Annotated in this window: 11 protein-coding genes; 3 read left to right on the forward strand and 8 right to left on the reverse strand. The window is 44.5% G+C overall.

What is annotated here, in order from left to right; genetic code table 11:
• Nucleotides 1-208 precede the first annotated feature (208 nt).
• The 3 genes from lysS to brnQ form a co-directional block, all read right to left on the reverse strand.
• Entirely contained in the window at nt 209-1,741 is a 1,533-nt protein-coding gene (lysS, locus tag BCU12_RS12255; RefSeq protein WP_102404533.1) for a lysine--tRNA ligase, read from the reverse strand.
• 31 nt (nt 1,742-1,772) lie between these two features.
• Nucleotides 1,773-2,871, reverse strand: a protein-coding gene (prfB, locus tag BCU12_RS12260) for a peptide chain release factor 2 (protein WP_102404534.1) whose coding sequence is annotated in 2 segments (ribosomal slippage) — nt 1,773-2,795 and nt 2,797-2,871 — 1,098 coding nt in all. Because the reading frame shifts where the segments join, the coding sequence is not laid out codon by codon here.
• Between the two features lie 142 nt (nt 2,872-3,013).
• A complete protein-coding gene (gene brnQ / locus BCU12_RS12265; RefSeq protein ID WP_102404535.1) occupies nt 3,014-4,351 on the reverse strand; it encodes a branched-chain amino acid transport system II carrier protein in 1,338 nt (445 codons plus the stop codon).
• Nucleotides 4,352-4,659: 308 nt separating this feature from the next.
• Between brnQ and BCU12_RS12270 the strand changes: the two genes are divergently transcribed.
• Both BCU12_RS12270 and srmB read left to right on the forward strand, forming a co-directional pair.
• Nucleotides 4,660-5,379, forward strand: a complete 720-nt coding sequence (locus BCU12_RS12270; RefSeq protein WP_102404536.1) for a methyltransferase — start codon at nt 4,660-4,662, stop codon at nt 5,377-5,379.
• 88 nt (nt 5,380-5,467) lie between these two features.
• Nucleotides 5,468-6,703, forward strand: coding sequence for an ATP-dependent RNA helicase SrmB (gene srmB, locus BCU12_RS12275; RefSeq protein WP_102404537.1), 1,236 nt, complete (start codon nt 5,468-5,470; stop codon nt 6,701-6,703).
• Nucleotides 6,704-7,024: 321 nt separating this feature from the next.
• Here srmB and prfC read toward each other — a convergent pair whose 3' ends face one another.
• Nucleotides 7,025-8,614 (reverse strand): peptide chain release factor 3, encoded by a 1,590-nt coding sequence (gene prfC, locus BCU12_RS12280; protein WP_102404538.1) that lies wholly within the window; start codon nt 8,612-8,614, stop codon nt 7,025-7,027.
• 217 nt (nt 8,615-8,831) lie between these two features.
• Between prfC and BCU12_RS12285 the strand changes: the two genes are divergently transcribed.
• On the forward strand, nt 8,832-10,898 hold the full coding sequence (locus BCU12_RS12285; RefSeq protein WP_102404539.1) for an EAL domain-containing protein: 2,067 nt from the start codon (nt 8,832-8,834) through the stop codon (nt 10,896-10,898).
• 28 nt (nt 10,899-10,926) lie between these two features.
• On the opposite strand, the gene rimI is transcribed toward BCU12_RS12285, so the two are convergent.
• From rimI to BCU12_RS12305, 4 genes are read right to left on the reverse strand one after another with little or no spacing between them, the layout of a single operon-like run.
• Nucleotides 10,927-11,376 carry a ribosomal protein S18-alanine N-acetyltransferase gene (gene rimI, locus BCU12_RS12290; RefSeq protein ID WP_102404540.1) on the reverse strand — a complete coding sequence of 150 codons (450 nt, stop codon included), beginning with the start codon at nt 11,374-11,376 and terminating at the stop codon, nt 10,927-10,929.
• 15 nt (nt 11,377-11,391) lie between these two features.
• Nucleotides 11,392-11,793 (reverse strand): DNA polymerase III subunit psi, encoded by a 402-nt coding sequence (locus tag BCU12_RS12295; RefSeq protein ID WP_102404541.1) that lies wholly within the window; start codon nt 11,791-11,793, stop codon nt 11,392-11,394.
• A gap of 5 nt (nt 11,794-11,798) precedes the next feature.
• A complete protein-coding gene (locus BCU12_RS12300) occupies nt 11,799-12,305 on the reverse strand; it encodes an N-acetyltransferase (RefSeq protein WP_102404542.1) in 507 nt (168 codons plus the stop codon).
• Entirely contained in the window at nt 12,289-12,828 is a 540-nt protein-coding gene (locus tag BCU12_RS12305) for an SCP2 domain-containing protein (RefSeq protein ID WP_102404543.1), read from the reverse strand. The genes BCU12_RS12300 and BCU12_RS12305 overlap by 17 nt, the downstream gene beginning before the upstream one ends.
• Nucleotides 12,829-13,008 lie beyond the last annotated feature (180 nt).

Here is a 13,008-nt window from a genome sequence, read left to right on the forward strand (position 1 = left end):
ACATCACTATATATTCAATATAAATATAAAACCAGACTCACATAAAGCCACCACCATGAAACACCTTGTTACATCTAGACATCTATCAAACATCTGTTTTTCAATTTGGATGTACAAAAAAACCACCCGAAGGTGGTTTTTACATTTCACAATGAATGCGATGCGATATTTTCCTGAAAACCAGCTAAAAAGCTAGCACTCCAATCGCTTACGCTTGTGGTCGCATTGCAGGGAATAAGATCACGTCACGGATTGTGTGTGTGTTTGTAAATAGCATCGCTAGACGGTCGATACCGATACCTTGACCCGCTGTTGGCGGTAGGCCGTGCTCTAGTGCTGTGATGTAGTCAGCATCGTAGTACATTGCTTCATCATCGCCTGCGTCTTTCGCGTTTACTTGCGCTTTGAAACGCTCGTCTTGGTCTTGTGCATCGTTAAGCTCAGAGAAACCATTCGCTACTTCACGGCCACCGATGAAGAACTCAAAGCGGTCTGTGAAGAACGGGTTGTCATCGCTACGACGTGCTAGTGGAGAGATGTCCGCTGGGTAGCCCGTGATGAACGTTGGTTGAATCAGCTGTGGCTCAGCCGTTTCACCAAAGATCTCTTCAAGAAGCTGACCACATGTCCAGAACGTTTCTACGTCTACGTGTACAGACTTCGCGATAGCAACCATCTTCTTACGGTCTTGTAGGTCTGCTTCTGTTAGCGCTTGAATCTCAGCGTGCTCAGGGTTGTAGTGTTTGATTGCATCGAACATGCTCAGGCGAGCGTAAGTACCACCGAACTCAACCGTTTCCTCACCGTAAGGCATAGAAGTCGAACCAAGAACGTCCATTGCTGCCGTGCTTAGCATCTCTTCAGTTAAGTCCATAAGGTCTTTGTAGTCAGCGTACGCTTGGTAGAATTCCATCATTGTGAATTCTGGGTTGTGACGTGGAGAGAGACCTTCGTTACGGAAGTTACGGTTGATCTCGAATACACGATCAAAACCACCAACCACTAGACGCTTAAGGTAAAGCTCAGGGGCAACACGTAGGTACATGTCGATGTCGAGTGCGTTGTGATGAGTGATGAATGGGCGAGCCGTCGCACCACCAGGGATCACGTGCATCATTGGTGTTTCAACTTCTAGATAGCCTTTAGCGCTCATGAAGTTACGGATTGAAGAAACAAGCTTAGAACGCACGATGAATGCGTTGCGAGAGTCTTCGTTCACGATGAGGTCAACGTAACGCTGACGGTAACGCATCTCTTGGTCAGTCAGACCGTGGAACTTCTCAGGTAAAGGACGAAGTGCTTTAGTCAGCAATTCAAACTCTTCCATATTCACGTAAAGATCGCCTTTACCTGATTTATGAAGCGCACCTTTCACACCGATAATGTCACCGATATCGAGGCCTTGGTACTTCTCTTTCAATACTTTTTGTACATCTTTCGCTGCGTACGCTTGGATACGACCAGACGTTTCTTGAATAGCAAGGAAAGGACCACGCTTCGCCATGACACGACCTGCGATGGCAACGATGTGGTTTAATTCTTCCAGTTCTTCTTTGGTCTTTTCACCGAACTCAGCTTGTAGGTCGCCGGCTAGATCCGTGCGACGAAAATCATTCGGATGACCGTTTGATTTACAGTTTTGGCGGATGTGATCCAACTTGCTACGACGCTCAGCGATTAGCTTATTCTCTTCCGGTGAATTGGCTTCTTGTTGGTTGTCTTGATTAGCAGCATCAGTCATTTTCGATGTATCCTGTTTTTCCGTTAAAAGCTTACAGACCTGATTTCAGGCTAGCTTCAATAAATTTGTCTAGATCGCCGTCTAAAACCGCTTGTGTGTTGCGGTTTTCAACGCCGGTGCGTAAATCTTTAATACGAGAATCATCCAATACGTATGAGCGGATTTGGCTTCCCCAACCAATGTCTGACTTAGCGTCTTCATTGGCTTGCTTCTCAGCATTCTGCTTTTGCAGTTCGTATTCGAATAACTTCGCACGTAACTGTTTCATCGCCTGATCTTTGTTCTTATGTTGAGAACGATCATTTTGACACTGAACCACAATATTCGTAGGTTCGTGGGTAATACGTACGGCGGATTCAGTCGTGTTTACGTGCTGACCACCTGCGCCCGATGCGCGATACACATCAATACGTAAGTCAGATGGGTTGATATCTATTTGAATGTTGTCATCAATCTCTGGATAGATAAACGCAGAAGCAAAAGAAGTATGGCGTCGGCCACTTGAGTCAAAAGGAGACTTACGAACCAGACGGTGAACACCTGTCTCTGTGCGAAGCCAACCGTAAGCATACTCACCAGCAATGCGAATTGTCGCCCCTTTAAGGCCAGCAACTTCGCCATCAGAGACTTCGATAACTTCGGTCTTAAAGCCTTTTGCTTCAGCCCAACGCAAGTACATGCGTAACATCATTGAAGTCCAGTCTTGCGCTTCAGTACCACCAGAGCCAGATTGTAGATCAATATAGCAATCTGCTGAGTCGTGATCGCCTGCGAACATACGACGAAATTCTAGCTTCTCGAGTTTCGCTTCAAGCTCGGCCAGTTCAGGTTCGATTTCATCAAACGTTTCCTGATCTTCCTCTTCAACGGCAAGCTCTAATAACCCTTCAACATCCTCAACACCCTGATCAAGTTGGTCGATGGTTTCAACAACAGCTTCAAGAGAGGCACGTTCTTTACCTAAGGCTTGAGCGCGATCAGGTTCGTTCCATACATCAGGTTGTTCTAATTCTGCGTTTACTTCTTCTAGGCGCTCTTTCTTAGCGTCATAGTCAAAGGTACCCCCTCAGGATATTTGTGCGCTCAGACACATCCTGCAGACGGTTTTTAATTGGATTGATTTCAAACATTTTAGCTCATCGGTTATGAGTAGAATTTAACCGAGGAAGTTTACTCAAAAATGTGATGAAGATACAGAAAAAACCTAGGAAAATAGAAATAAAAAAGGCCAATGTTTCCATCGACCTTTTTAACTTAAAAACAGAGAAACCGTTAGCTCGCTCTATCTTCAAACAGCTCTTGTCCTGGTACTTCGTTTTTCAGGTTCGCTTCTTTGCCGATAAAAAACATGCAAATAATCGAAGCAAAGGTCGGTAGTAGCCACCCCATTCCCATATCAAATAATGGAAGCATATTTAGAGCAGAAACATCCACACCAGATACTTTTGCCGCATCAATCAACGCAAATATCAAGGCAATGAGCACAACGACACGATAAGCAACGCGTGGATTCGGTAGTTTCTCACGCACAAAAGCGAGCGCAACCAATGCAATAGCGACTGGGTACAAAGCAAATAACACAGGAACTGATAGGGCTATAAGTTGAGACAAACCAACATTGGCTACCACAGCACAGGCAGTACCAATAATAACCACCCATTTCTTGTAGCTCATCGCTGTCAACGCACTGAAGTAATCAGAACAGGCTGAAATAAGACCAATCGCCGTAGTTAGACACGCTAGCAGCACGATTACAGATAACACTACCTGACCGTAAGGGCCAAACAATGCCTGAACGTAAAGGCTTAAAATCACACCACCGTTATCCGCACTAGCCGCCACAGCTGCGCTAGTTGCACCGAGATAAAAGAGTGAAATGTACACAAAAGCCAAACCAGCAGCAGCAATACAAGCGGCACGAATCAAATACTTCGCAGTCGCGCTTCGATCAGTAATGCCTTTACTACGCAGGGCATCGACGATCAACATACCAAACATCAATGAACCAAACGTATCCATCGTGTTGTAACCTTCTAGGAATCCTTTGGTAAAAGGCTGCGTCGCATAATCACCTTGAGCCGCAATTAATTGTCCTTGTGGATCAACAAAAACAGCAACGGCTAGAATGATCAGGCCGATAAACAAAGCAGGCGTTAATACCTTACCAATCAGATCAATTAAACGGCCCTGTGACCATGCAAAGAACATAGCGATTGAAAAGAAAGCAATGGAAAATAGAGTAAGATCAGATTGGGTCGCTTCCGCAATAAAAGGTCGCACCGCCATTTCGTAGGCAACAAGGCCAGTACGAGGAGCAGCAAAAGCAGGCCCAATAATGATAAATATAAGTACAGCAATCACCGTAGCAACACGTAAGGGCAAATCTTGAGTGAGATGCTCCCAACTTCCGCCCGCCTTTGCGATGGCCACAATCGTAATGAGTGGTAAGCCTACGGCTGTAAAAAGAAAGCCAAACATCGCTGGCATCAAGTTTTCACCCGCTAATTGTCCCGCGAGAGGAGGAAAAATAATGTTGCCTGCACCTAAGAAAAAGGCAAACAGCATGAAGCCAACGGCTATAATATCTGTCAGTTTTAAAGTCTGCTTCACAGCTAACCCTTATTGTCATGTTAAACGGTGTAACGTTTTGCATATGCATGCCCGAACAGCACAATACGCTTTAATTGGGGCGCGAATAATGACGAAACACTTGATGACAAGCAACCGCTGGGAGAAAAACACAATATAACACTGCCTTTTTGCGCGACAGGCAGTGAATAACACTAGTTACGAATGGATTACTAGCACATAAACAAGATCAATATTTCTACTCAAATGAAAAGAAGTAGAATAAAAAACCATACATTGTTTTAACAACAGATGTTTTTACCAACAATTGGCAAACTGACAATATAAAGATGAAAAGTAGCACATTAAAAACTAAGAGCTTCAATTTTAAACAGTTTTCAATAGAAGGCGGTCATTCAGGAATGCCAGTCAGTACCGACGGTGTGCTACTTGGCGCATGGGCTCGTATAGAGTCACTTCGCACTCTGCTCGATGTTGGAACGGGGACAGGCTTGTTAGCACTCATGTGTGCGCAAAGATCTGAGCAACTGGCAATCACCGCCGTTGATATTGACCACCACGCCATAGAGAGTGCTCGATACAACTTTCAGAAGTCGCCTTGGAGTAAACGAATTAATCTGCATGAAGGCGATATACTAGAGTTGACCTTTGAGGCCTTGTTTGACGGGATTATTTGTAATCCCCCCTACTTCAACTCAGGTGAACAATCTCAACATACTCAACGAGCGACCGCTCGCCATACAGATACACTCTCGCATAAAGCGCTCCTAAAACGGTGTTACGATCTTACAACGCCGTCAGGTTCCGCGAGTTTCATTCTCCCTGCTGTCGAAGGTGAACAACTTATTGCACTCGCAAATACGCAAGACTGGCACGTTCACAGACTCTGTCACGTGAAAACAACCGAGGCAAAAAAAGCGTCTAGGTTATTGATAGAGCTATCGAAAGTAAAAGCAGAGATTCAGGAAAACAGCCTGACCATTCACAATAACGAGGGATACAGCGACGACTTTCGCGCCTTAACTCAGAACTTTTATCTCAAGATGTAGAAATATCATGTGATCATAATCACTATTACCTCTATAATATCCGACCTAATTTTTGCCTAACACGCCCATTGGCTTGTGGAGAACTACAGTGATCAGAACTTTTGCTGACCTTGATCTAGATGATACCCTTATTGCAGCAATTGAAGAGCTAGGGTTTGAGCGCCCTACGCAAATTCAAGAAGATGCAATCCCACAAGCTTTGGACGGTAAAGATATTCTTGCCTCTGCGCCAACTGGTACAGGTAAAACGGCAGCTTTTGCCATTCCTGCACTGCAATACCTACTCGACTTTCCACGTAAGAAACCTGGGCCAGCGCGTGTTCTGATCCTTACGCCAACCCGTGAACTTGCAATGCAGGTGGCCGACCAAGCAAGGGCACTAGCTAAAAATACACGATTAAACGTCTTTACGATTACTGGTGGTGTTCAATACCAAGAACACGCCGATATTCTCGCGACAACGCAAGATATTGTAGTAGCAACACCAGGCCGCCTAATGGAATACATCGAGTCAGAGCGCTTTGATTGCCGTGCCATTGAGTGGCTGATCCTTGATGAAGCGGATCGCATGCTAGACATGGGCTTTGCCCCAGTGGTTGATCGACTGGCTGCCGAGTGTCGCTGGCGTAAACAAACTCTGCTCTTTTCTGCAACGCTAGAAGGACGTGGTGTCGAAGGCTTCACCGCTGATCTTCTTAAAAACCCAGCAGAAGTGTCCGCAGAACCCTCTCGCCGTGAGCGCAAAAAGATTACTCAATGGTATCACCGCGCCGATAGCATGGAGCATAAACTGGCACTTCTTAAGAAGATACTCACCGAGCAAGCGGAGCGTTCTATTGTCTTTTTGAAGACTCGAGAGCGTTTGGCCGAATTGCGTATTGAGCTAGAAAAAGCGCAGATCCCTTGTGCTTGGATTCAGGGTGAAATGCCACAAGATCGTCGTAACAACGCAATTGAACGTTTCCGTGACGGTACAGTAAACGTACTACTTGCAACCGATGTTGCCGCTCGTGGTATCGATCTTCCAGATGTCAGCCACGTCATTAACTATGACATGCCTCGCTCTGCCGATGTTTACCTTCACCGTATTGGCCGTACAGCCCGCGCAGGTAAGAAAGGTAACGCTCTATCAATTGTAGAAGCACATGACCAAGCCATGCTTGAGCGGGTTGCTCGCTATATTGATGAAGAGATCAAAGAACGCTTCATCAAAGAGATGCGTCCACAACACAAAAAAGCGTCAACAAAGAAAAAGAAGAAAGACGTGAAAAAGAAAGACGCAAAGAAAAAGGTCGCTAAGAAAAAGAGCCCTAAGAAGAAATAAATCATCTACTGATAAATAAAAAATGCCGCTTCAATCGAAGCGGCATTTTTGTATCTATAACACGCTGACTCTCGGTCCTGAGCACGAATACTCAACACAGTTGCTATTAACCAACTTCCTGAACACACCTTCAAAGCATTTCGCGTGAGAACTAGGCGACCATGCGCGACATAACTTACATTCAGACCTGAGCGCAGATACTCAAAATAGTTGGAGTTCTAGCAAGGCAACAAGCGAATCCGGCCCCGGGAACATAGTAAACTATGTGACTGGGGCGGATGAGTGAAGCTAACGCAACTAGAGATTCGAATATGAAGAGTATTAGTGTTCGCGAGTCGCGCGGAACTCAACATCTGGAAAGCGTTCTTTCGCTAGATTCAGGTTCACCATCGTTGGCGCTACATACGATAGATTATCGCCACCATCGAGCGCTAGGTTAGTCTGGTTCTTGCGCTTAAACTCTTCAAGCTTCTTCGCATCATCACATTCAATCCAACGCGCTGTAGCAACGTTCACGCTTTCATAAATCGCTTCAACGTTGTATTCCGCTTTCAATCGCGCGACAACCACATCAAACTGAAGGACACCAACCGCACCAACGATCAAGTCGTTATTTTGCAGTGGACGGAACACCTGTACAGCACCCTCTTCTGAAAGCTGAACCAAGCCTTTCAATAGTTGCTTTTGCTTCAACGGATCACGCAGACGAATACGACGGAATAACTCTGGCGCAAAGTTAGGAATACCTGAGAACTTCAGAGCTTCACCCTGAGTAAACGTATCACCAATTTGAATTGTACCGTGGTTATGCAGACCGATAATGTCACCTGCATACGCTTTCTCAGCTCGAGCACGGTCACCTGCCATGAAGGTTACTGCATCCGAGATACTGACGTTTTTACCGGTACGAACATGATTCATCTTCATGCCTTGGTTGTAAGTACCCGATACGATGCGCATAAAGGCTATACGGTCACGGTGCTTAGGATCCATGTTTGCTTGGATCTTAAATACGAAACCTGAAAACTTCTCTTCTGTCGCAACGACTTCACGCTCATTGGCCTGACGTGTTTGCGGACCTGGAGCCCACTCTGTCAAACCATCAAGCATATGATCCACACCGAAGTTACCCAATGCGGTACCGAAATACACAGGCGTTAATTCGCCCGCCAGGAATAACTCATGATCAAATTCTGGGCATGCGCCAACAACCAATTCAATCTCTTCACGTACGCTTTCAGCTAAGTCAGCGCCAACGGCTTCGTCTAAATCAGGGTTATCCAAACCTTTAATGATACGAACTTCTTGGATCTCATGCCCATGGCCAGATTCATACAAGATCGTTTCATCACGGTGAATGTGGTACACACCTTTAAATTCTTTACCACAACCAATCGGCCAAGAGATTGGCGCACAGGCCATACCCAGCTCACTTTCTACTTCATCAAGCACTTCCATTGGATCACGAACATCACGGTCAAGTTTGTTCATAAACGTGACGATGGGCGTATCACGTAGACGCGTGACTTCCATCAGCTTACGAGTACGATCCTCGACACCTTTCGCAGCATCGATAACCATCAAACAAGAATCAACAGCGGTTAGCGTACGGTACGTATCTTCCGAGAAATCTTCATGTCCCGGAGTATCGAGTAGGTTGACTAGACAATCATTAAATGGGAATTGCATAACCGACGTAGTCACTGAGATACCACGTTCTTTTTCCATCTCCATCCAGTCAGATTTAGCGTGCTGGTTGGAGCCACGGCCTTTTACGGTACCCGCTTTTTGAATCGCGTTTCCGAATAAAAGAACTTTTTCAGTTATCGTGGTTTTACCCGCATCCGGGTGAGAAATGATAGCGAACGTTCTACGTTTAGAAACTTCACCAATAAATGGGCTATTTGACATGAAAGGGTCTTCTTTTGGGCTAGCGCTAAGTGTGGCAAGTAGGTTATACCAAGCTAGCAGTTCGATTCAATTTTGCGCGATATTCTCGCTCATATTTGCGTTAGGAGCAACTAAAGCCCGATGACAAGAGAGATTTATTCTATTCCGGACGCTTTGTTATTAATTTATCGACGTTTATAGACTATAACTATGTAAGAAGAGGAAAACCAAAGTAGCTATGTTTAAATCCAAAAAGATAAATTCTCTTGCATTTCGTCAAGCCAAAACCGTGTTCCTAGTGTCTGTGATACTAGGATTATGCTTTAGTTTTTATCATATTTTAGTCGACCTCTATAAAGAACAATCGCGTATTGAAGAGCACTACCAATTTAAGCTTCTACAGAATTACTCCAACGCAAGCCAAGCAGCCTATCACCTCAACCATTTACTTGCGGAGCAGGTCGCATCAAGCCTGATGATGGATGCGGCGATCTATAAAGTTAAGATCATCGATGACTTTGGCGATACCCTGACCCAAAACGAACGTGATGTCGCAAGTCAAAGCTCGTTTATCCAAATTCTTTCCGACTATCTCACACCAACGGCGCCGGTATACAAAACAGCACTCCACCAACCAGACTCTAAATTGATTGTTGGGGAGCTAAGCTTCACCTTAAACGGCACAGACATAGCGGAAGATTTTTTGGCTAAAATGACGCAAGCCATCTTATTCGATTTAATACGGAATATTTTGCTGACCACAATCTTGTTGGCATTTTTCTACTACAAGCTTTCAAAACCCATCGTCACCTTAATTACTTGGGTGAAATCTCTTCAAGACAAACAGAGTTCGGTGCCTATTCCCGTTCAGAAACATCATGATGAACTCGGCGAACTCGCGATCTCTTTCCACAACCTATGGAAACAAAGAGAAGACGCCGAAGCACAGCTAAACCAACTGGCCTACTACGACACATTAACTGGGCTCGCAAATCGTGCGTTACTGCTTCAAATGCTCAGTGAGTATATCGAGTCTGCCAATCAGTCCAATTCTACGGGCGTTCTCTTTTACCTAGATCTTGATCGCTTTAAAACCATTAATGACTCGTTGGGTCATACCATTGGCGATAACCTCCTGAAGGCCATCGCTAAACGTTTGGAGTCTTGGCTAAAAGAGGGCCATGTCGCTGCAAGAATTGGTGGTGATGAGTTTGTTATTATCATTCCAGGGATATCCAGTGACGAAGCGGGCGATGTGGCAAAACAGATACTCGCGATTGTCTCCAACCCCTACTCTATTGATGACCATCAGCTTTACTGCACTGTGACAATAGGAATTTCAGTTTTTCCATCTGTCGGCAGTACCAATATTGATGTGCTTCGTCAGGCCGATACTGCGCTATACAGAGCAAAAGGATCTGGCCGTAACAACTACATGTTCTATGAACCAGAGATGCAATCTCAGGTTGAATCATTCTTAGAGATAGAGAAAGGCCTACACGAAGCACTCAACAAAGAGCAGCTAGAACTTTACTATCAACCTCAAGTGAATGAGAAACATCAAATTGTTGGGGTTGAAGCACTCATTAGATGGAATCACCCGGAACGAGGCATACTCCCTCCTGGTGTGTTTATGCCAATCGCAGAAGAGACTGGGCAAATCCTGCCAATTGGCGACTGGATCATTGAGCAGGCTTGCTACCAGTATTCGATTTGGAAGAAAAAAGGCTTACTTCCCCCAACCTTTAGACGATTGGCCATCAACATCAGCCCACTTCAATTCTCAAAAGACTCTTTTGTGGAGCATATCACGCAAGCCCTTTCTCAGTCTGGGATCACTGGGGAACACATTGAGTTAGAAATCACCGAAAGCCTGCTTTTAGAAAATGTAGAAAGTGCTATTCAAAAAATGTCTTTGCTTAAAGAGCATCAGCTAAAAATATCCATTGATGACTTTGGTACAGGTTACTCTTCTTTACGTTACTTAAAGCTGCTTTCGGCCGATGTACTTAAGATTGACCGTTCATTTGTCACTAAGCTACACCTCGATAAAAGCGACCAAGCGATTGTCGATACTATTGTTATGACAGCAAGACGTTTGAATTTAGAAGTGATTGCAGAAGGGGTTGAGGATCAGTATGAACTGCATGCACTCAAACAACTTGGATGTGATCAGTTCCAAGGCTATCTATTTGACAAACCTTTGCCTGCAGAAGAGGTCGTAAAACGTTTTGAGGGAAACTTGTATTACGTCCCCGAGCGGGAAGAGGAGCTCGGGGATCCGATGAAATCTAACAGTAAATAGAACAGAATGATTGCCGAACAGTGACTTTCTAAAAGAATATATAACTCATGATAATGGCATCTTCTTTCCCCTTCTCTGTCGGGTAATAGTTCACTCTTCTATCTAGTTCATTAAAGCCAACAGACTCATAGAGCTGATACGCTTTTTTATTGCTCTCTCTGACCTCTAACCAGGCACTTTCTGCTTTTGCTTTCTCACACATTTCCAAGAAGTACTCAGTTAACACCTTTCCGTACCCTTTTCCCTGCTCTGAAGTCGATACAGCAATATTCAGTAAGGTGACTTCACCCACGATATTCTGCGCATAGAAATAACCCACCACGTGATTATCTACCAACATCACGTGGTTACATGCTCCGCGACCATTGATATCTCTTATAAGAGACTCTGACCACGGGTGAGAGTGCGCACTTTTTTCAATAGTGAGGATTGATGCGACATGCACGTCACTCATAGGAACGATTTCATGTGTCTTCATTAAGAATCTAAACCATTATTCATACGAGCAAATTTGCTGCCAAAGCGCTCTTCGGTGTGTGTTGTTACCATCTATCTCAGACAGCAGTGGCGATAGCAACTTATTTGCCGATATTGAATCATTCACGGAGGCCGTACCTGCATACCAGATCCACACCAGCTGATCTGAATGAACAGAGTGCAATTGCTCTGGATAAATATGCTGCGCTTGATTTAACGTCAGTTTAACGCTCTTCAATACTCGCTCAAACATGACAGCTAGGTCACCACTAGGTAACTCCGCTGATACCAGTAATAAACGGCATTCAGCGTTTAATTCGATCGTCGGTGCTTGATAACCATCAAGTCGCTCCGGATGATTCAATTGCCAAGAATCGATTCCCATCTCTTGCAAGTATTGAAGCTCTCTCTGTTGCATCAATATCAACCTAGCTCATTAAACTCTGGGCAGTACTCAATAAGCCCTGAATGAGGCTTTAATTGGTCAGGAGCTAGCTCAATAATCTGAAAAGCCCCCTCAGGCACATCCCACTGGCACTTAAAGCCCAAAGGTTTAGCCGCAGAAAAGCCAAATCGAGAATAATACTTTGGATCACCTAATACCACACACACTGGGTAACCGAATTCAAACAGAGACGAAAACCCTTCTCTGATGAGCGCATCGGCAATACCTTGATTTCGGTATTCTTGCTTTACACACACTGGCGCTAGACCTTGCCAAAGATAATCTTTCCCTTCGACCAATACTGGGCTAAACATAGCGTGCCCGATAACCTCACCATCATCATTACAAGCAACGAGAGATAAGGTTAAATGGCTATTCTCACGCAGCTTCATGATGAGATTAGCTTCAGTATCCGTCTCAAATGCAGCCTTGGCTAAACGATCAATCGGTAAAATATCAACTGGAGCTTCAGTTCGTATAAGCATTCGCAACCTCATTTGTGCGTGTTGTCGTTGTCGGCGTCGTTTGGACACCTTTTTTCACGAAGTCAGCGAGTTGTTCAACCAACATCTGCAAAGGTTTAGGTAATAGGTCGAGATCGACACTGTCCATCAAGTTCTTAACCTCTAGACCTAACTCCGTATCGCCTTCAATGGATAAGCGGCGCTGGAAAAATAGCGTATCTGGGTCTTCTTTTCTACCGGCAATGAGCACTAAATCATTCAAGTTTCCAGAGAAGCTTACGTGCTCTTCAACTTCTTGTTCTGCGACCACCAACTTGTCGTCTTGATAACTGATATACCAACAAAGTTCCATATCGCGAACTTCAACCTTTAACCATTTGTCTTCCAAGAACTCAAAATCGCCATCTTCAAGCGCTTCCTTAAAGACCATTTTCATCGTTTCTAGTAAGGCTTTTTTTTGTACTGTTAGAGGCAAAAAGTGGACTGGAGATCGCAAAATTGATGCAGCATTTTGAACTAGTTGAGTGCGAATCTTGTTTATCACGCGCGTTATCCGTTACTTTGTAAATACAATGTTTCATCATAATTGATGTATGAATACCAGTTCCTGTTATGTGTCAAAAAAACAAAGCGTTGTACTGAGTACTTTTTTGCTCTGTCAGATTGTTTTACATATTTGGAATCACGGGTATAGTTAATATATCGTCTCACGTTTCACACTCGC

The organism is Vibrio sp. 10N.261.55.A7 (assembly GCF_002877365.1).
Taxonomy (GTDB): Bacteria; Pseudomonadota; Gammaproteobacteria; order Enterobacterales; family Vibrionaceae; genus Vibrio.

Excerpts from the sequence above, each read along its gene's own strand:
- lysS (WP_102404533.1), bottom strand. The coding sequence starts at position 1,741 with ATGACTGATGCTGCTAATCAAGACAACCAACAAGAAGCCAATTCACCG.
- BCU12_RS12270 (WP_102404536.1), top strand. The coding sequence starts at position 4,660 with ATGAAAAGTAGCACATTAAAAACTAAGAGCTTCAATTTTAAACAGTTT.
- prfC (WP_102404538.1), bottom strand. The coding sequence starts at position 8,614 with ATGTCAAATAGCCCATTTATTGGTGAAGTTTCTAAACGTAGAACGTTC.
- BCU12_RS12285 (WP_102404539.1), top strand. The coding sequence starts at position 8,832 with ATGTTTAAATCCAAAAAGATAAATTCTCTTGCATTTCGTCAAGCCAAA.
- rimI (WP_102404540.1), bottom strand. The coding sequence starts at position 11,376 with ATGAAGACACATGAAATCGTTCCTATGAGTGACGTGCATGTCGCATCA.
- BCU12_RS12295 (WP_102404541.1), bottom strand. The coding sequence starts at position 11,793 with ATGCAACAGAGAGAGCTTCAATACTTGCAAGAGATGGGAATCGATTCT.
- BCU12_RS12300 (WP_102404542.1), bottom strand. The coding sequence starts at position 12,305 with ATGCTTATACGAACTGAAGCTCCAGTTGATATTTTACCGATTGATCGT.